Annotated in this window: 14 protein-coding genes; 6 read left to right on the top strand and 8 right to left on the bottom strand. The window is 74.8% G+C overall.

Annotated elements, in window-relative coordinates; translation table 11 throughout:
• Window positions 1-83 precede the first annotated feature (83 nt).
• Both IEX99_RS18900 and IEX99_RS18895 read left to right on the top strand, forming a co-directional pair.
• On the top strand, window positions 84-1,235 hold the full coding sequence (locus tag IEX99_RS18900) for a hypothetical protein (protein ID WP_188903178.1): 1,152 nt from the start codon (window positions 84-86) through the stop codon (window positions 1,233-1,235).
• A gap of 545 nt (window positions 1,236-1,780) precedes the next feature.
• Window positions 1,781-2,755 carry a Bug family tripartite tricarboxylate transporter substrate binding protein gene (locus tag IEX99_RS18895; protein ID WP_188903176.1) on the top strand — a complete coding sequence of 325 codons (975 nt, stop codon included), beginning with the start codon at window positions 1,781-1,783 and terminating at the stop codon, window positions 2,753-2,755.
• 42 nt (window positions 2,756-2,797) lie between these two features.
• Here IEX99_RS18895 and IEX99_RS18890 read toward each other — a convergent pair whose 3' ends face one another.
• The 4 genes from IEX99_RS18890 to IEX99_RS18875 form a co-directional block, all read right to left on the bottom strand.
• On the bottom strand, window positions 2,798-3,562 hold the full coding sequence (locus IEX99_RS18890; RefSeq protein WP_188903174.1) for an SDR family NAD(P)-dependent oxidoreductase: 765 nt from the start codon (window positions 3,560-3,562) through the stop codon (window positions 2,798-2,800).
• Between the two features lie 126 nt (window positions 3,563-3,688).
• The gene (locus IEX99_RS18885) at window positions 3,689-4,138 is read right to left on the bottom strand and encodes a cupin domain-containing protein (protein WP_188903172.1); all 450 of its coding nucleotides are present in this window, start codon (window positions 4,136-4,138) and stop codon (window positions 3,689-3,691) included.
• Between the two features lie 174 nt (window positions 4,139-4,312).
• Window positions 4,313-4,897 (bottom strand): DUF924 family protein, encoded by a 585-nt coding sequence (locus IEX99_RS18880; RefSeq protein WP_188903171.1) that lies wholly within the window; start codon window positions 4,895-4,897, stop codon window positions 4,313-4,315.
• Window positions 4,894-7,800 carry an FAD-binding and (Fe-S)-binding domain-containing protein gene (locus tag IEX99_RS18875; protein ID WP_188903169.1) on the bottom strand — a complete coding sequence of 969 codons (2,907 nt, stop codon included), beginning with the start codon at window positions 7,798-7,800 and terminating at the stop codon, window positions 4,894-4,896. Before IEX99_RS18875 ends, IEX99_RS18880 begins: the two co-directional genes overlap by 4 nt.
• A gap of 88 nt (window positions 7,801-7,888) precedes the next feature.
• Here IEX99_RS18875 and IEX99_RS18870 point away from each other — a divergent pair, with 88 nt between their 5' ends.
• The 3 genes from IEX99_RS18870 to IEX99_RS18860 all read left to right on the top strand — a co-directional run bounded on the left by IEX99_RS18870 (window position 7,889) and on the right by IEX99_RS18860 (window position 10,509).
• Window positions 7,889-9,073 carry a pyridoxal-phosphate-dependent aminotransferase family protein gene (locus IEX99_RS18870; protein ID WP_188903167.1) on the top strand — a complete coding sequence of 395 codons (1,185 nt, stop codon included), beginning with the start codon at window positions 7,889-7,891 and terminating at the stop codon, window positions 9,071-9,073.
• A 74-nt stretch (window positions 9,074-9,147) separates the two neighbouring features.
• Window positions 9,148-9,855, top strand: coding sequence for a glutathione S-transferase N-terminal domain-containing protein (locus IEX99_RS18865; protein WP_188903165.1), 708 nt, complete (start codon window positions 9,148-9,150; stop codon window positions 9,853-9,855).
• 12 nt (window positions 9,856-9,867) lie between these two features.
• Window positions 9,868-10,509: a VOC family protein gene (locus tag IEX99_RS18860; protein WP_188903163.1), complete on the top strand. Its 642-nt coding sequence runs from the start codon at window positions 9,868-9,870 to the stop codon at window positions 10,507-10,509.
• A 147-nt stretch (window positions 10,510-10,656) separates the two neighbouring features.
• Here IEX99_RS18860 and IEX99_RS18855 read toward each other — a convergent pair whose 3' ends face one another.
• Window positions 10,657-11,331: a class I SAM-dependent methyltransferase gene (locus IEX99_RS18855; RefSeq protein WP_229678142.1), complete on the bottom strand. Its 675-nt coding sequence runs from the start codon at window positions 11,329-11,331 to the stop codon at window positions 10,657-10,659.
• A 125-nt stretch (window positions 11,332-11,456) separates the two neighbouring features.
• Here IEX99_RS18855 and IEX99_RS18850 point away from each other — a divergent pair, with 125 nt between their 5' ends.
• Window positions 11,457-12,866: a PleD family two-component system response regulator gene (locus IEX99_RS18850; protein WP_188903161.1), complete on the top strand. Its 1,410-nt coding sequence runs from the start codon at window positions 11,457-11,459 to the stop codon at window positions 12,864-12,866.
• Window positions 12,867-12,912: 46 nt separating this feature from the next.
• Here the strand turns inward: IEX99_RS18850 and rpmG are convergent, their stop codons facing one another.
• From rpmG to rnr, 3 genes are all read right to left on the bottom strand, one after another.
• On the bottom strand, window positions 12,913-13,080 hold the full coding sequence (gene rpmG, locus IEX99_RS18845) for a 50S ribosomal protein L33 (RefSeq protein ID WP_188903159.1): 168 nt from the start codon (window positions 13,078-13,080) through the stop codon (window positions 12,913-12,915).
• A gap of 121 nt (window positions 13,081-13,201) precedes the next feature.
• Complete coding sequence (locus tag IEX99_RS18840; RefSeq protein WP_188903157.1) at window positions 13,202-14,737, bottom strand: S41 family peptidase; 1,536 nt, start codon at window positions 14,735-14,737, stop codon at window positions 13,202-13,204.
• A gap of 158 nt (window positions 14,738-14,895) precedes the next feature.
• Window positions 14,896-17,235 (bottom strand): ribonuclease R, encoded by a 2,340-nt coding sequence (gene rnr / locus IEX99_RS18835; protein WP_188903155.1) that lies wholly within the window; start codon window positions 17,233-17,235, stop codon window positions 14,896-14,898.

The raw sequence follows: 17,235 nt of genomic DNA, 5'->3' as shown, positions 1-17,235 counted from the left end.
CGACCGATCCAGGGGAGCGGGGCGGCCGCCTCGGCGCAGGCCGTCCGACCGGCATCGCGCAAGGAAGGATCACAGGACCGGAGATGTACTTCTATCTGCACATCCCGAAGACCGGCGGGCAGACGGTCGCGGAGCGGATCGGCTCCGCCTTTCCTCCGGAGCGCGCCTACTTCCTCCGGGGACCGATCGCGAGCGAGGAGGCGCTGGCCGCCCTCAAGGGGCGCTACGACTTCGTAGAGGCGCACGTGCGCGGCGGCGCCTTGCGCAATGCCGGCGACGAGGTGCGCGTCATCTGCACCGTCCGCGAGCCCATCGGCCAGGTGATCTCCCATTATCGCCATATCCGCCGCGAGCCGCGGATGTCGCTGCACCGCGCCGCGAACCAGCTCTCGCCCGCCGCCTTCTTCGAGCATTACGGCGACATCCTGCTGAATTTCCAGGCGCGCTGCCTGGCCGTCGCGTTCTTCGGGACCGGGCTCGGGCCGCGGGTCGCGAGCGAGACGCGCTGGGTCCTCGACAAGATGGGCGAGGCGCTCGACCGGATCACCTGGCTCGTGCCGACGGAATCGATCGACGAGTTCTGCATGCTCTGGTCGGTCGAGCAGGGCATACACCTGCCGTTCGAGGCGTCGCGCAACCGCGCCGCCTCGGGCGACGTGGACCTGCAGAGGCTGCGGGATGTCGTGGCCGGAAGCATGGAGCGGCTCGGCCTCGACTTCACGCTCTGGAGCCTCGCGCGGGAGGCTTACGCCCAATGGCGTCGCGACGTGCTCGACGCTCCGCATCTCGGCCTGCGCCGACTGGCCAATGCGATGTGCCCCTATAAGGCTGGAGAGAGCGAGATCCGGCTGACCCGGGGCTGGTATCCGCGGGTCGAGCGCGGCGACGGCGTCAGCGAGTGGTGGGCAGGGCCCATGCCCGCCTCGGAGATCCTTGTCACCAACGCGGCGGGCGAACGCTATCTGGAGTTCGAGGTCGCGGTCGTGCTCGGCATCGCGGCCGACCAGTTCCGCTTCTTCGCGGGTCCCGAGCGGCGGCCGCTCCGGCATAGCCATGGCGAGCCGGACGCCTCCGGCGTCGTATTGCACCGCGTCGTCCTGCCGCCGGGGCCGGGACCGCATCAGATCCAGGTCATCGTGCCGCGGGTGCGGTCCCCGATGGAGATCATCGAAGGCGCGACCGATCCGACACGGCGCTCCTTCGCGTCGCAGCGCTGGCGGTTGGTCACCGACTGATGCTCCCCGGCGGTCGCCGACCCCGCCGGGGAGTGGCGCCCACCAATGCGGCTAGGGACGCAGAAGGCCTGGCCCACCAGCATCCGCGCGTCCGCCACGGTGCCTCCCCCGGCGTCGGGAACGCCGGGTCCGGGCCGATCCGGTGGGATCCGGCCGGCACCAGACCCGGAAGCCGCGCCCGGATGGCGCGGTCGCTGCGCTTCGCCGGATCGCGCGGGGCGCCGGCGGTGGCGGCGCGGCCGGACCTTGGGAAACCCCCGAGCAGGCTCGCCGGCATGGCGGCGCCATCCGGTGCGGTGCCGCGGAGGACGACCCCGCCCGGCCAGGCGGACCGGCGGCGGAGGGAAGCGGGGCCGTTGTGCAGCTCCGCTCCCTTCCGGGCCGCGCCGCGCCGGTAAGGAGCCGGGCACCCGGCGCGCGCGGGTTCATGCCGTGCTGGCGCGCCCCGCGGAGCCCGGGCTAGGCTCGCCGGGCATGGCGGGGCCCGCGCCGGGCAATGCCGGACAGAGGGCGTCAAACGCCCCGATCGTCGTAGGGAGCGAAACATGAACCGTCGCAGTCTTCTCGCCGCGTTCGCGGCGACGCCGCTCGTCCCGTCCGCGGCGGCGGCGCAGCAGGGCCAGTGGCGGCCAGACCGGCCGATCCGCATCGTCGTGCCCTTCGCGCCGGGCGGCGCCACCGACACCATGGCGAGGCTGGTGGCGGAGGCGATCACCGGCCCGCTCGGCCAGTCGGTGGTGGTGGAGAACCGCACCGGGGCGGGGGCCACGATCGGCGCCGAGTACGTCGCCCGGAGCACGCCGGACGGCTACACGCTGTTCATGGGGACCAACACGCCGATGGCGGCGGCGCCGGCGATGCATCCCAACCTCTCCTACCACCCGCTGCGCGACTTCGTGGCGGTCTCGATCGTGGCGCTGTCGCCGAACATGGCGGCCATCCATCCCTCGGTGCCGGCGAACACGCTGCAGGAGTTCATCGCCTATGCCCGCGCCAATCCGGGGCGGATCAGCTATGGCTCGGCGGGGGTGGGAAGCTCGCAGCACATCTCCGGGGCGCTGCTCGCCCACATGGCCGGGCTGGAGATGACGCACGTCGCCTATCGCGGCGGCGCGCCTGCGGCGCTCGACCTGATCGCCGGGCGGGTGCAGCTGGTGATCAATCCGCTGATCGAGGTGCTCGCCTACATTCGGGAAGGGAAGATCCGGCCGCTCGGCGCGACGACGCGGCAGCGCCACTCCCTGTTCCCCGACCTTCCCTCGATCGGCGAGATCCTGCCCGGGTTCGAGGTGACCTCCTGGCAGGGGCTGTTCGCGCCGGCGCAGACGCCGCGGGCGGCGGTGGAGCGGATCGCGCGCGAGACGATGGCGGTGATGAGCCGGCCGGCGATGCGGCAGCGGATCGAGGAGATGGGCTCCATCCCGGTCGTCATGGACGCCGAGGAGTCGGCGCGCTTCCTCGCCGCCGAGGTCCCGAAATGGGCGGAGCTGGTCCGCATCTCCGGCGCCCGGCTGGAATAGGCGGCTGCGGCGGGCGGCGGCGCGCGGCGCCGCCCGTTCCGGCTAGAGCCCACCCGTGACGTCGATGGTCAGGCCGGTGACGAAGTCGGCGTCGGAGGAGGCGAGGAAGCAGATCACCTTCGCCTGGTCGGCCGCCTCGCCCATGCGCCGCAGCGGCGTGCGCTCGATGTCGCGGGCGCGTTCCTCGGGCGGGCGCTGCTCCCAGCGCGGGCGGATGCGCTCGGTCAGCGTCGTCGCCGGCGCGATCGCGTTCACGTTGATCCCATGCGGGCCGAGCTCGATCGAGAGCTTCCTCGTGAAGGCGATGATGCCGCCTTTCGCCGCGGCGTAGGCGGAGGAACTGGCCTCGCTCAGCCCGCGGCCGGCGATCGAGGCGAGGTTGACGATCTTGCCCCGTCCCCGTCGCTTCATCACCGGGATCACGGCGTGGGTGAACAGGAAGGTCCCGGTCAGGTTGAAGTGCAGCAGCGCCTGCCACTCGGCGAGGGTCAGCGCCTCCGTCGTCGCGGCCGGATCGGCGATGATCGTGCTGCCGCCGACCGCGTTCACCAGCACGTCGATGCGGCCGAAGCGGTCCGCCACCTCGGCCACCAGGGCGTTCACCTGGCCTTCGTCGAGCGCGTCGGCGAGGTAGGCGTGGGCCTGCCCGCCGGCGCGGAGGATCGCGTTCACCGCCGCGTCCAGGCGCTCGGCGTTGTTGTCCACGGCGATCACGGTGCCGCCCTCCCGCCCGATGATGTCCGCGGTGGCGCGGCCGATGCCGCTCGCCGCCGCGGTGATGACGGCGACCTGTTCCTGGAAGCGCATGGCGGATCCTCCCGGTATCGTGCCCCGTCTGCCGACGGGCCGTCCCGATGCCGGAAGGCCATCCCGGCAACGGGTGCGCGCCCGATGCCTGGCCGCACGCGGCGGGCCGGGCGGGCGCGGACGACCTCACGCCTTCATCGCGGCGGCCCCTCCGGCGATGCCGGGCGGCGGGTCGCAGGGGGTGGTGCCCATCGGCCCGGGGATCGAGAGCTCGAGGATCTCCACGTCGTCGGAGGTGGCGATCTCGTTGTGCTTCATCCCGCCGGGAATGAGGATGGCGTCGCCCGGCTCGAAGCGGTCGCGGGTGCCGTCCTCGAACTCGAGCTCGACCCGGCCCTTCAGCACGTAGACGAACTGCGCCTCGCACTGGTGCGTGTGCCAGCCGGTCGGCTCGGTCATGCCGGAGATCGCCTCCATCACCTGGGCGCGCATCCGCCCGCCGGTGGCGTCGGAGACGCCGAGGTCGCGGTGGCGGAAGAACTTCCGGCGCCCGGGCACCAGCGGCGCGGTCGCCTTCTTCGCGATGCTGAGCCTGATGTCCGGGCGCGGCGCGCCCGCTGCCGCGGTGCCGTCCATGGCGTCCTCCCGCGAGGCCGATGTCCCTTCGAGGGGAGGCTACACCCGGGCGGGCCGCCGGCAAGCCGTCCGATGGTCGCGGCGCGAGACCGGCCCGTCGAGGCGGATCGCGCCCCCCGCGGCAGCGCCCGGTGGGCTGCGCCGGACGGCGAGCCGGGCGTGTCGCCGCCGCCTTCAGAAGCCCGCGTCGGGCCGCGCGAGATACGCCTTCTCCGCCGCGGTGCTGGCGCGCCCGAGCGCCGCGTTGCGGTGGGGAAAGCGGCCGAATTCCCGGATCACCAGCCAGTGGCGCCAGGCGTAGTCAATGGTGCCGCCGGGTGCGCGATGCGCGGGGTGGTCGCGCAGCCCCTCGAACAGCGCCACGGACAGGTCCTGGTCGGCCATGTCCTCCGAATGCTCGAAGGGAAGGTAGAGGAAGACGCGCTCGGTGGCGGTCAGGCGAAGGTCGTGGCGGTCGCGCAGCACCGCGGCGCGGGCGATCTCCCGCGCCTTCGGATCGCAGGCGTAGGCGCGCGCGGTGCCGCGGTGGAGGTTGCGCGGGAACTGGTCGAGCAGGAGGCAGAGGGCGAGCGCGCCCTCGGGCGTCGCCGCCCAGGGATCGAGGGCGCCGGCGGCCGCGGGCGCGACCAGCGCCCCGAAGCGCGCGCGGATCGCGGCGTCGAAGGCGGCGTCGGGCGTGAACCAGCGTTCGCGCAGGGTCTCGCGGTCGCCCTCGAACCAGAAGGCGAGGACGGCGCCGGGGGTGGTCGCGTCGCTCATGCCAGCGCGCGCTCCAGGACGCGGACGGAATGCAGCGCCTCGCGGCCCGCGAGGTCGCGGATCTGGTGGCGGCAGGAGGTGCCGTCGGCGACGATCAGGTGCTCGCGCGGCGCCGCGCGCACGGCGGGCAGCAGCGCCAGCTCGGCCATCGCCTTCGAGACGGGCAGGGTCTCCGCCTCGTAGCCGAAGGCGCCCGCCATGCCGCAGCAGGAGGAGGCGATCGGCTTCACCTCGAGTTCGGGGACGCGCTGCAGCGCCGCGACCGCGGCGGGGAAGGCGCCGAAGCTCTTCTGGTGGCAGTGGCCGTGGATGTGCGCCGCCGGCGCGACCGGCTTCAGGGCCAGCGCCGGGTTCTCGCGCGCGAGCCATTCGGAGAGCAGGAAGGCGCGCGCGGCGAGGCGCTCCGTCTCGTCGCCGGGGAACAGGGCGGGGAACTCGTCGCGCAGGGTGAGCAGGCAGGAGGGCTCGAGGCCGATCACCGGCGCGTCGGAGGCGGCGAGCGCCTCGACGGTGCGGCGCGCCTCCGCCCGGGCCTGCTCGACCAGGCCGGCGGCGAGCCAGGTGCGGCCGCAGCAGAGCGGGCGCGCGCCGCGCGGCGCCCGCGCCACGGCGACGCGCTGCCCGGCGGCGGCGAGGACGCGCAGCGCCGCGCGCAGGTTCTCCGGCTCGAAGTAGCGGTCGAAGGTGTCGGCGAGGAGCAGGACGTCCGGCGCATGGACATGCGCCTCGTCGTCGTGGAAGGCGTCGCGGCGGAAGCGGGGCAGGCTGCGCTCGCGCGCGAGGCCGAGCCAGCGTTCGGACAGCGCGGCAAGGCCGGGGACGGCGTCGCGGGCGTTCGCGACGAAGGGCGCGACGCTGGCGAAGGGCGCCCAGCGCGGCAGGGAGGCGATCAGCCGGTCCTTGACGCCGATCCCGTGCCGGCGCGCGCGCGCCGCCAGCGCCTCGATCTTCATCCGCGCCATGTCCACGCCGGTCGGGCACTCGCGCCGGCAGCCCTTGCAGGAGACGCAGAGCCTCAGCGCCGCGTGCACCTCGTCCGACGCGAGCGCGTCCGGGCCGAGCTGGCCGGTCAGCGCCAGGCGCAGCGTGTTGGCGCGGCCGCGCGTGACGTGCCGCTCGTCGCGCGTCGCGCGGTAGGAGGGGCACATCACGCCGGCGTCGAACTTCCGGCAGGTGCCGTTGTTGTTGCACATCTCCACCGCGCCGAGCAGCCCGCCCTGCGGCCCCGGCCAGGCCGACCAGTCGAGCGCCGGCACCACGGCGGGATCGGCGCGGTAGTCCGGCGGGTAGCGGAACAGCGTGCGGTCGTCCATGCGCGGGGCGCGGACGATGCGGCCCGGGTTGAGCAGGCCGCGCGGGTCGAAGGCGTCCTTCACCTCCTCGAAGGCGCGCACGATGCGGGGGCCGAACATCGGCTCGTGGAACTCGGAGCGGACGATGCCGTCGCCGTGCTCGCCGGAATGGCTGCCCTTGTAGGCGCGCACCAGGGCGAAGCACTCCTCGGCGATCGCGCGCATGCGCGCGACGTCGGCGGGGTCCTTCATGTTCAGCACCGGGCGGACGTGCAGGCAGCCGACCGAGGCGTGGGCGTACCAGGTGCCCTTGACGCCGTGGCGGGCGAAGACCTCGTTCAGCCGCTCGGTGTAGTCGGCGAGGTCCTCGAGCGCGACCGCGCAGTCCTCGATGAAGGAGACCGGCTTCCCGTCGCCCTTCATGGACATCATGATGTTGAGCCCGGCCTCGCGCACCTCGGCGACCGCGGCCTGGAAGGCGGGATCGGTCGCGCGCACCACCGCGCCGGGATGGCCGAGATCGGCCATCATCGCCTCGAGCCGGCCGAGCGCGGCGGCGAGCGGCGCGTCCTCGTGCCCGTGGAACTCGACGATCAGCAGGCTGTCCGGCTCGCCGATCAGCATCCGCTCGATGGTCGCGCGGTAGATCGGGATCGAGCGGCCGAGCTCGATCATGGTGCGGTCCACCAGCTCCACCGCCTCCGGGTCGAGCGTGACCAGGTGCTGCGCCGCCTCCATCGCCGCGCGGAAGGTCGGGAACTGGCAGATGCCGAGCACCTTGCGCGGCTTGATCGGCCACAGCTTCAGCTCCAGCGCGGCGGAGAAGGCGAGCGTCCCCTCGCTTCCCACCAGCAGCCGCGCCAGGTTGCCGCGCCCGGCGGCGCGCGCCTCGGGCGTCAGCGCGTCGATGTTGTAGCCGCCGACGCGGCGGAGCAGCTTCGGGAAGCGGGCCGCGATCTCCTCCGCCTCGCGCGCCCCGAGCGCGCGCAGGCGCTGGATCAGGTCGGCGATGCCTGCGGGAACCTCGGCGCCGAGGTTGCCGGGCAGCTCGCCGAAGCGGAACCGCGTGCCGTCGGCGAGCAGCGCGTCTATGGCGGTGACGTTGTCGGCCATCAGCCCGTAGCGGATGGACTTCGCGCCGCAGGAATTGTTCCCCGCCATGCCGCCGATGGTGCAGCGCGCCCAGGTCGAGGGATCCACCGGGAAGAACAGCCCGTGCGGCCTCAGCGCCTCGTTCAGCGCGCCGAGGGTGATGCCGGGCTGCACCGTGGCGCGCCGCGCCGCGGGGTCCACCTCGATCACCGCGCGCAGGTATTTCGTGCAGTCCACCACCAGGGCGCGGTTGACGGTCTGGCCGCACTGGCTGGTGCCGCCGCCGCGCGGCAGGAGGGGGATGCCCTCCTCGCGGCAGATCGCCATCGCCGCCTCGACGTCGGCGACGCGGCGCGGCACCAGCACGCCGACGGGCTCGACCTGGTAGATGCTCGCATCGGTCGCGTAGCGCCCGCGGTCGCCGGGGGAGAACAGCACCTCGCCCGCCGTCTCGCGCCGCAGGCGCTCGGCGAGGCGGGCATCGCCGATGCGGGAGGCGGGGATGGCGAAGGCGTTCATGCCGTGGTCCTCGTCGGTCCGGCGCGCCGGACCCATTGGCGTCGGGCGCCTCCCTGCGGCATACCGCTGCCCGACGAGGAGCGCCACCATGGCCTATTACCGATCGAAGCCCACCCCCGGCCGCCACTTCCTGCAGATCCCGGGCCCGACCAACGTGCCGGACCGCGTGCTGCGGGCCATCGACAACCCCACCATGGACCACCGCGGCCCCGATTTCGGCCGCATGGCCAAGGCGCTGCTGGAGAAGCTCCGCCTCGTCTTCCAGACCAGGGGGCCGGTGGTGATCTACCCCGCCTCCGGCACCGGCGCCTGGGAGGCGGCGCTGACCAACACCCTCTCCCCCGGCGACCGGGTGCTGATGTGCGAGACCGGCTGGTTCGCCACGCTGTGGAAGGAGATGGCCGAGCGGCTCGGCCTCGTCCCCGAGTTCATCGGCACCGACTGGCGCCGCGGCGCCGACGTCGCCGCCATCGAGGCGCGGCTGCGCGACGACAGGGGCCACCTGGTCAAGGCCGTCTGCGTCGTCCACAACGAGACCTCGACCGGCTGCACCTCGCGCATAGACGAGGTGCGCCGCGCCCTGGACGCGGCGCGCCACCCGGCGCTGCTGATGGTGGACACCATCTCCTCTCTCGCCTCGATGGACTACCGCCACGACGAGTGGGGCGTGGACGTCACCGTCGCCGGCAGCCAGAAGGGGCTGATGCTGCCGCCCGGCCTCTCCTTCAACGCGGTCAGCGAGAAGGCCCTGAGGGCGAGCGAGACGGCGCGGCTGCCGCGCAGCTTCTGGGACTGGAAGGCGATGCTCGCGGCCAACGCCACCGGCTACTTCCCCTACACGCCGGCGACCAACCTGCTCTACGGCCTCGACGCCGCGCTGGACCTGCTGCTCGAGGAGGGCCTCCCGAACGTCTTCGCCCGCCACGACCGCCACGCGGAGGCGACGCGCCGCGCCGTGCGCGCCTGGGGCCTGGAGACCCAGTGCGCCGACCCGCGGCACCACTCCTCGAGCCTCACCGCCGTGCGGGTGCCGGAGGGGCACTCGGCCGACGCGCTGCGGGCGGTGATCCTGGAGCGGTTCAACATGTCGCTCGGCAACGGCCTCGGCCAGCTCCGGGACCGGGTGTTCCGCATCGGCCATCTCGGCGATCTCGGCGACCTGCAGCTCATGGGCACGCTGAGCGGGGTCGAGATGGGGCTGCGCGCCGCCGGCGTGCCGCACCGGCCGGGCGGGGTGCAGGCGGCGCTGGAATTCCTGAGCGGCAACGCCTGAACCGGCGCGGCGGGGCCATTGCCTCCGCGCGCCGCAGGCCCCATCGTCCCTTGCGCCCAGTGGAGACGCCGCCCATGCCCGCACCCATCCAGGTCTGGACCTGGCCGACCCCGAACGGCCACAAGGTCCACATCATGCTGGAGGAGGTCGGCCTTCCCTACGAGGTGATCCCCGTCAACATCGGCGCCGGCGACCAGTTCCGGCCGGAGTTCCTCGCCATCACGCCGAACCACAGGATCCCGGCGATCGTCGATCCCGAGGGGCCGGAGGGCAAGCCCTTCCCGCTCTTTGAGTCGGGCGCGATCCTGATCTACCTCGCCGAGAAGACCGGCAGCGCGCTGCTCCCGAAGGACGCCGCGACGCGCTACCGCTGCCTGCAGTGGCTGATGTTTCAGATGGGCGGCGTCGGGCCGATGTTCGGCCAGTACAACCACTTCGCCAACTATGCGAAGGAGAAGCTCCCCTACGCGATCGAGCGCTACACCAACGAGGTCGCGCGCCTGCACCGCGTGCTCAACAAGCGCCTTTCCGAGAGCGAGTATCTCGCCGGGCCGGACTACTCGATCGCCGACATCGCCACCTTCCCGTGGATCCGCAACCCGCAGCGGCGGAACGTGGACCTCGCCCAGTACCCGGCGGTGCAGCGCTGGCACGACGCGATCGCCGCCCGGCCCGCGGTGCAGCGCGGCGTCGAGGTGCTCGCCGACCGCCAGCGCCGCGGCCCGATCACCGACGCCGAACGCGAGGTGATGTTCGGCAAGATCCAGTTCGCGGCGCGCTAGGACCCGAATCCCATGGCCGAGATCGATCACATCGTCATCGGCGCGCGCACCCTCGAGGAAGGCGCCGCCTGGGTCGAGCAGCAGCTCGGCGCGAGGCCCGAGAAGGGCGGCGCGCACGAGGGGGTCGGCACGCACAACATGCTGCTCGGCATGGGCCCGGACTGCTACCTGGAAGTGATCGCCCCCGATCCCTCCCAGCCGGAGCCGGCGCATCCGCGCCCCTTCGACCTCGATGAGCCGGCGGTCCGCACCCGGCTGGATTCCGGCCCCGCCCTGCTCGCCTACGTCGCCCGCACCCCGGCGCTGGACGCGGTGGTGGCGCGGCTCGGCCCGGCGCGCAGCGGCGAGATCCGCACCATGCGCCGCGGCGACCTCGCCTGGCGCATCGCCTTCCCGCCGCAGCGGCAGGACCTCGACAACCTGATCCCGCCGCTGATCCAGTGGGATGGGCCGCGGGCCGGCGAGCGGCTGCGCGACTCCGGCTGCCGCCTCCTCGCCATCGAGGCCGAGCATCCGGACGCCGACGCGCTTCGCGCCGCCCTCGCCTCGCGCGGCCTGGAGGAGGCGGTGACGGTGCGCCACAGCCCCCATGCCCGCCTTGTGGTCCATATCCGGCGTGCCGACGGGAAGGACGTCACGCTCACCTCGGGGTGAGCCCGCCCCGGCGGACCCGCATGGCGGATGCCCCGCCGAGAGGCGTCGCGGGCGGGCGGCGCGCCGTGCCGATCCCGCCGCGTGCCCCGCAAGGAGTCACGGTCCGCAAGAATTGCATGCTACCATAAGGCGAGTGAGCCGAAGGGATTATGCAACCCTTGGCCCTCGAGAGGCGATCGGATGCGGCACGGTGGCGTTGGGGGCGGACCGGGACGGGCGGTAGCGCCAGACGCTCGCGGGCGGGAAGTTCAGCGGCGTCCATGCCTCGCGCCGCGCCTCCAGGCCGAGGCGGCGATAGGGCAGGGGCGAAGTGATGCAGTAGGTGTAGAGGAGGAAGCCCCGCCCGGGAGCGACCGCCTCCACCGCCTCGACGAACCGGCGCTGCCGCGCCAGCGGCAGCATCACCAGCGGAATGCCGCAGATCGCCGTTCCCACCTTGCCGTGCCAGCGCCTCGGGAGCGTCCTGGCCAGCTCGAAGGCGTCGCCGCAGAGGACCTGCACGCCGGCCGGCAGCACCGAGCGCAGGTGCTCGGCCATCTCCGGCACGATCTCCACCACGACCAGGCGATCGGCCGGCACCCCGGCGGCGAGCAGCGCCCGCGAAACGACGCCGGTGCCGGCGCCGAGCTCGACCACCACCTCGTCCGCGCCCCACCGGACGTGGGCGGCGATCCTGCGGCACAGGCTCGGCGAGGAGGGGATCACCGAGCCCATCTGCAGGGGGTTGGCCAACCAGCGGCGGAAGAACAGCGCGGCATTGGCCACCCCGCGCCGTTCCGCGCCCTTTGCCTGCCGTTCCTCGCGCAGGGTGATTCCGGGCATGCCCATCTCCTTGACCGGACCGTGACCGAATCGGGGAGCGGCGCCTCCCTCGCCCCCCGCCGGGCATGCGCCGGGCGCCAAACGCCGCTGCCCCCGCGACCGATGCAGGGGGGGACGCGCCCGGAATGACCGCGCGCATACTCGTCGTGGACGACATTCCGGCGAACCAGCGCCTGCTGGAAGCCAAGCTCACCTCGGAATACTACGAGGTCGCGCTGGCGGGCAGCGGCCCCGAGGCGCTCGACCTCGCGGAACGCTGGGCGCCGGACGTGATCCTCCTCGACGTAATGATGCCGGGGATGGACGGCTTCGAGGTCTGCCGCCGGCTCAAGGCCAACCCCGTCACGGCGCATATCCCGGTGGTCATGGTCACCGCGCTGGCCGAGCCGGACGAGCGCGTCCGGGGGCTGGAGGCGGGGGCCGACGACTTCCTCTCCAAGCCGGTGGACGACGCGACGCTGTTCGCCCGCCTGCGGGCCTTGCTGCGCATGAAGCAGGTCCTGGACGCATGGCGCCAGCGGGCCGAGACCGCGCGCGCCCTCGGCCTGGAGCCGCCCGACCTGCCCGAGGCCGACCTCCGCGGCGCCCGCGCCCTGGTCGTTAACGGGGACGCGGCGGAGGCGGCGGCGCTGGCGCACGTCCTCGCCGCCGAGGGACTGACCGTCGAGCGGGTCGCGAGCCCGGCCGAGGCCTGGGCGCGCATCGCCCTGCCGGGGCGTTCGCGGGCGGCCGGCGCCGACCCCGCCTTCGACCTCGTGGTGCTCGGCCTGGGCGGCGGCGGGCCGGACGGGCTGCGCCTCGCCTCGCGCATCCGGGCCCGCGCCGAGACGCGCGAGCTGCCGGTGCTGCTGGTCGCCGGCCCGGAGCAGCGCGGGCTGGTGCTGCGCGGCTTCGATCTCGGCGCCAACGACCACGTCCTGCGCCCCGTAGACCCCAACGAGCTGCGCGCGCGGGCGCGCAACCAGATCCGCCGCCATCGCCACCAGGCGCGGCTGCGCGCCGACCTCGACCGCTCGCTGGAGCTGGCGGTGACCGACTCGCTCACCGGCCTGCGCAACCGCCTCTACCTGCGCAGCTATCTCGAGGCGGCGATGCGCGCCCAGTCGGCGGCGGTGCTGATGGTGGACGTGGACCGGTTCAAGCCGCTGAACGACACGCATGGCCACGCCGCCGGCGATGCCGCGCTGCGCGCGGTGGCGGAGCGGCTGCGGGCGCAGGTGCGCGCCTCCGACGTGGTGGCGCGCTGGGGCGGCGAGGAGTTCGTCGTCGCCATGGCCGGCGCCACGGCGGAGGACGCGATGGCGGCGGCGGAACGGCTGCGCGCGGCGGTGGCGGAGGCGCCGGTCGCGCAGGACGCGGCGGGCGCCCCGGTCTGGACCACGGTGAGCATCGGCGTGGCGCTGGCCGCGCGCGGCGGCGCGGTGGACGCCCTGATGGAGGCGGCGGACGCCGCCCTCTACCGCGCCAAGCGTGCCGGCCGCGACCGCGTGGAGTTCGCCCGCCCGGAGGACTGGAGGGTGGCCGCGAGGCGGTGACCCTCGCGTCGCGGCCCGCCCGCGCCCGGCGCGGGCGATGGAGCCGCTACTTGATCTTCGCCTCGCGGAAGATGACGTGCTTGCGCGCGACCGGGTCGTACTTCCGCAGCTCCAGCTTCTGCGTCGTGTTCTTCGTGTTCTTCCGGGTGACGTAGAAGTAGCCGGTGTCGGCGCTGCTGACGAGCCGGATCAGGATGGTGTTGGACTTGGCCATGGCGGGACTCCGTGTGCCGCGGACCGCCCGCGGGGCGCCGGGCGCGAGCGGCGGACACTAGCCGTCCCGCCCTGCGCGTCAAGCGCGGCCGGGCATGGCGGGCAGCCCTGCGCCGGCGCGGTCAGCGGGCGCTCCTCGCCGCCGCCTGCCAGGCCCGCGGATGGTGCAGCAGCAGCCGCGCCACGGCGAGGTCGGCCTCGCGCCCCTCGGCGGGCGGGCAGGCGTTGCGCAGCGCGGCGATCTCCTCCGGCGGCACCGGCACGCGCGCCCGCGCATGCCGGGCGAGCGCCTCGGCCATCGGCGGCTCGCCCGCCGCGATCAGGCGCTCCATGGCGCGCTCCGTCGCGCTGGCCCCGAGGCTGGTGCAGACCGCGGGCATCACGCCGAGCCCCTGGATCGGCCAGCCGCGCGGCGCGATCAGCCGCGACCAGCTCAGCAGCAGCTCCCCGCCGTCGGGCAGCGGCAGCAGGAGCTGGATCAGCCCCTTGCCCATCGTCGTGCTGCCGACCACCACCGCGCGGCCGCGATCGGAGAGCGCCGCCGCCACGACCTCCGAGGCGGAGGCGGAGCGGCCGTCCACCAGCACCACGATCGGCCGTCCGGCCGCGAGCTCCGGTGCGCCCGCGACGAAGACCCGCCGCGCCTCCGGATGCCGTCCGACCGTGCGCAGCATCTCGCCCCCGGCGAGGAACAGGTCGGCCACCGCGAGGGCCTGGTTCAGCAGCCCGCCGCGGTTGCCGCGCAGGTCGAGCACGACGCCGCGCGGCGGCGGATGGCGGGCCTGCCGCCCGAAGGCCTCGCCGAGCGCCGCCGCCAGCTGCTCGTCCGAGGCGCTCGAGAAGCCGGCGAGGCGGAGCCAGAGGATGTCGTCCCGCCGCTCGGCGGAGACCGTCTCGGGCGGCACGGGACTGCGCACCAGCAGCACCTCGCGTCGCCGGTTGCCGCGCGCGACCAGGAGCGTGACCAGGCTGTTCTCGGGTCCCTCCAGCCGCGCCACCGCATCGGCGAGCCCGGCGGCCGAGACCGGCTGGCCGTCGATGGCGAGCAGACGGTCGCCCGCGCGCAGTCGCGCGCGCGCCGCCGGGCCGCCGGGCACGACCGCAGCGATCCGCACCGACGCGCCCGGCCCGGCGGCGAGCCGCAGGCCGAGCCCGGCGTGGCCGACGCGGCGCTCCCGCGCCGCCTGCGCTTCGGCCGCCGTGATGTAGCGGCTGTAGGGATCGAGATAGTTGAACAGCTCCTCGAACAGCGCGCGCAGCACGCCCTCGGCGCCGGCCCGGCGGATCGCGGGCGAGGCGGCCCAGGCGGCCTCGATCAGCGGCGCGATCGCCGCGACGAGCTGGGTCGCGGCCGCCGCCGGGTCGGGCAGCGGATGCTCGGGCCAGGCGGCGCCGGTGGGCGGCGGCGGGGCGCGCCGCGCGGCGATCGGTGGGCCCTCGCGCGCGGCCGCCGGGAGCAGGCGGAAGGCGTCGCCGCGCAGCTCGACGAGCAGGGCGGGATCGAGCGCAGTCAGGCCGCGAAGGCTCCAGAGGCCCAGATCGGGCGGCGTGACCGGCTCGAGGTGGCGTTCCAGCACCGCCTCGAAGGCCGCGGTCAGCACCGCCTCGATCGGCGCGCGCGGAAAGTCCTGCGCGCGCGGCGGCGCGCCGAGGGGCACGGCGAGCAGGACGGCGAGGATGAGGAGCAGGCGACCGAGCGCGGGTGCCGGCGGGCGTCGGCAAGCCCGCGCCGCCCGCCCGCCGCCGGGCCCGGCCGCCGCCGGGGACGGCGCGTCGCGCGTCCGGGGGATCCGGGGGCGGCCGGCGCCATGCGGCGTCAGCCGCCGCGTCGTCCCCGGGGCCGGGGCGCGGCGCGGGCGGCGCGCCGCGGCTCGCCCTGCAGCAGGTGGAAGACCAGCCCGCCGGTGCGGGGGGTCGCCTCCCACAGCATCACCTCCACCGGCTGCGCCAGGGTGAAGGCCAGACCTGTCCTGCGGCCGGTCAGCGTATGCCGGCTCTCGTCGTGGAACCATCGGTCGTCCGGAAGGGTGGCGAGGGGAACGAATCCGCTCGCTCCGTTCTCCTCTACCGTGACGAACAGACCGAATCGTGTCACTCCCGAAATCCGTGCCGCGAAGGTCGCACCGACGCGTTCGGCCATGAACGCGGCGAGGTAGCGGTCCACCGCGTCGCGCTCCGCGGCGGCGGCGCGGCGCTCGGTCTGGGAGATGTGCTCGGCCGTCTCGGGGAAGCGCGCGGCCTCGACCTCCTCGAGCCCGCCGGCGCCGAGGCGCAGGCCCCGGATCAGCGCCCGGTGCACCAGGAGGTCGGCGTAGCGCCGGATCGGGCTGGTGAAGTGCGCGTAGCGCGGCAGCGCCAGGCCGAAGTGGCCGATGTTGTCGGGGCTGTAGGCCGCCTGGGACTGGCCGCGCAGGATGGTCTCGTGGACCAGCCGCTCCTCCGGCCGGCCCCGGACCCGCGTGAGGATGCCGGAGAAGTCGCGCGGGTGGATGCCGCCGGCGGGCGGCAGCGAGAAGCCGAACCCGGCGAGGAACTGCCGCAGCCCCTCCAGCTTGTCGTCCGAGGGGCGGTCGTGGATGCGGTACATGCAGGGCTGCCGAAGCCGTTCCAGCTCCTCCGCGGCGCAGACGTTGGCCGCGATCATGAACTCCTCGATCAGCCGGTGGGAGTCGAGGCGCGGGCGCGGAACGACCGCCAGCACCTTGCCGCGCGCGTCCAGCACCACCTTGCGCTCCGGCACCTCGAGTTCGAGCGTCCCGCGCCGCTCGCGCGCCGCGAGCAGCGCGCCGAAGGCGCCGTAGAGGTGGCGCAGCAGGTCGCCCGGCAGGCCGAGGTCGTCGCCGGCGTCCGCCGCGCGCTGCACCTGCTCGTAGGTGAGGCGGGCCGCCGAGCGCATGAGGCCGCGCCCGAAGCGGTGGGCGATCTTCCGGCCGCGCGCGTCGAAGCGCATCTCGACGAACAGGCAGCCGCGGTCCTCCTCCGGGCGCAGGCTGCACCAGCCGTTGGACAGCGCCTCCGGCAGCATCGGCACGACGCGGTCGGGGAAGTAGACGGAGTTGCCCCGCGCCCAGGCCTCGCGGTCGAGGTGGCCGCCGGGACGGACGTAGTGCGCGACGTCGGCGATCGCGACGATCGCGCGCCAGCCGCCGTTCCGGTCAGGTTCCGCCCAGACGGCGTCGTCGAAGTCGCGGGCGTCCTCCCCGTCGATGGTGACGAGCGGGATCGCGCGCAGGTCCTCGCGCCCGCGGGGCGAGACGCCGCGCGCCTTCTCCGCCTCGCGCAACGCCTCGGCCGGGAACACGTCGGGGATGCCGTGGGCGTGGATGCAGATCAGCGAGACCGAGCGCGGCTCGCCGACCTGCCCGAGCACCTCGACGATGCGCGCGGGGCGCGGGCCGAGGCCGTGGCCGGGGAGCGGCTCGGCGAGGACGATGTCGCCGGGCGCGGCTGCGCCCTCGGCGCCGCGGGGGACGGTCCATTCCGCCTTCTGCCGCCGGTCGGTCGGGATGATGCGCGCGGCGGTGCCGGGACCGCCGCCCTCGAACACGCCGAGCACCCGCGCGGGGGCGGCGCCGCCGATGCGCTTGAAGGTGCGGCCCTCGTACCTGTCGCCGCCGAGCGGCCGGAGGCGGGCGAGGACGCGCTCGCCGGGCGCGAGCGCGGCCTGGCCCGCGCGTTCCGGGCGCATGAACACGACCGGCGGGCGGCCGGGCCCCTCCCAGCCGACCGGGCGGGCGAGAGGCTCGCCGTCCGCACCGGTGGCGAAGACCTCGACGACGGCCATCTCGGGCAGGCGGGTCGAGCGGGGGCCGGCGGGCCTGCCGCGGGCCGGGCCCTCGGTGGCGGCGGGCGGCGGCCTTGCGCGGTGCCCGGCCCGGCCGCGCGCCGGCGGCCCTTCCTCGCCCTCGAGCGAGTGGAGGAGGCCGCGGAGCGCGGCGTGCTGCCCCGCGTCCAGGCCGAAGGCGCGGGCGATCTCGCGCGGCCCGGCGCGGCCGCGCCGCTCGGCGAGGAAGCGCCGCAGCTCCTCCGGCGAAGGGAGCGGCGCGGCAACGGGCCGGTGCGCGGCCCCCGCCCGGCGCCCGATGCCGGCCGCGGCGCTGGCGGACGCCCTCGCGCCGTGGCCCTTCGTCGGGGGTGGACCGCGGCGCCGGGGCAT

The organism is Caldovatus sediminis (assembly GCF_014644455.1).
Classification (GTDB): domain Bacteria; phylum Pseudomonadota; class Alphaproteobacteria; order Acetobacterales; family Acetobacteraceae; genus Caldovatus; species Caldovatus sediminis.
This window is presented reverse-complemented; position numbering and strand designations above follow the sequence as displayed.

What these genes read in the sequence shown, in the direction of transcription:
- IEX99_RS18900 (WP_188903178.1), top strand. Translation starts at nt 84, where the DNA reads ATGTACTTCTATCTGCACATCCCGAAGACCGGCGGGCAGACGGTCGCG.
- IEX99_RS18895 (WP_188903176.1), top strand. Translation starts at nt 1,781, where the DNA reads ATGAACCGTCGCAGTCTTCTCGCCGCGTTCGCGGCGACGCCGCTCGTC.
- IEX99_RS18890 (WP_188903174.1), bottom strand. Translation starts at nt 3,562, where the DNA reads ATGCGCTTCCAGGAACAGGTCGCCGTCATCACCGCGGCGGCGAGCGGC.
- IEX99_RS18885 (WP_188903172.1), bottom strand. Translation starts at nt 4,138, where the DNA reads ATGGACGGCACCGCGGCAGCGGGCGCGCCGCGCCCGGACATCAGGCTC.
- IEX99_RS18880 (WP_188903171.1), bottom strand. Translation starts at nt 4,897, where the DNA reads ATGAGCGACGCGACCACCCCCGGCGCCGTCCTCGCCTTCTGGTTCGAG.
- IEX99_RS18875 (WP_188903169.1), bottom strand. Translation starts at nt 7,800, where the DNA reads ATGAACGCCTTCGCCATCCCCGCCTCCCGCATCGGCGATGCCCGCCTC.
- IEX99_RS18870 (WP_188903167.1), top strand. Translation starts at nt 7,889, where the DNA reads ATGGCCTATTACCGATCGAAGCCCACCCCCGGCCGCCACTTCCTGCAG.
- IEX99_RS18865 (WP_188903165.1), top strand. Translation starts at nt 9,148, where the DNA reads ATGCCCGCACCCATCCAGGTCTGGACCTGGCCGACCCCGAACGGCCAC.
- IEX99_RS18860 (WP_188903163.1), top strand. Translation starts at nt 9,868, where the DNA reads ATGGCCGAGATCGATCACATCGTCATCGGCGCGCGCACCCTCGAGGAA.
- IEX99_RS18855 (WP_229678142.1), bottom strand. Translation starts at nt 11,331, where the DNA reads ATGCCCGGAATCACCCTGCGCGAGGAACGGCAGGCAAAGGGCGCGGAA.
- IEX99_RS18850 (WP_188903161.1), top strand. Translation starts at nt 11,457, where the DNA reads ATGACCGCGCGCATACTCGTCGTGGACGACATTCCGGCGAACCAGCGC.
- rpmG (WP_188903159.1), bottom strand. Translation starts at nt 13,080, where the DNA reads ATGGCCAAGTCCAACACCATCCTGATCCGGCTCGTCAGCAGCGCCGAC.
- rnr (WP_188903155.1), bottom strand. Translation starts at nt 17,235, where the DNA reads ATGCCCCGGCGCCGCGGTCCACCCCCGACGAAGGGCCACGGCGCGAGG.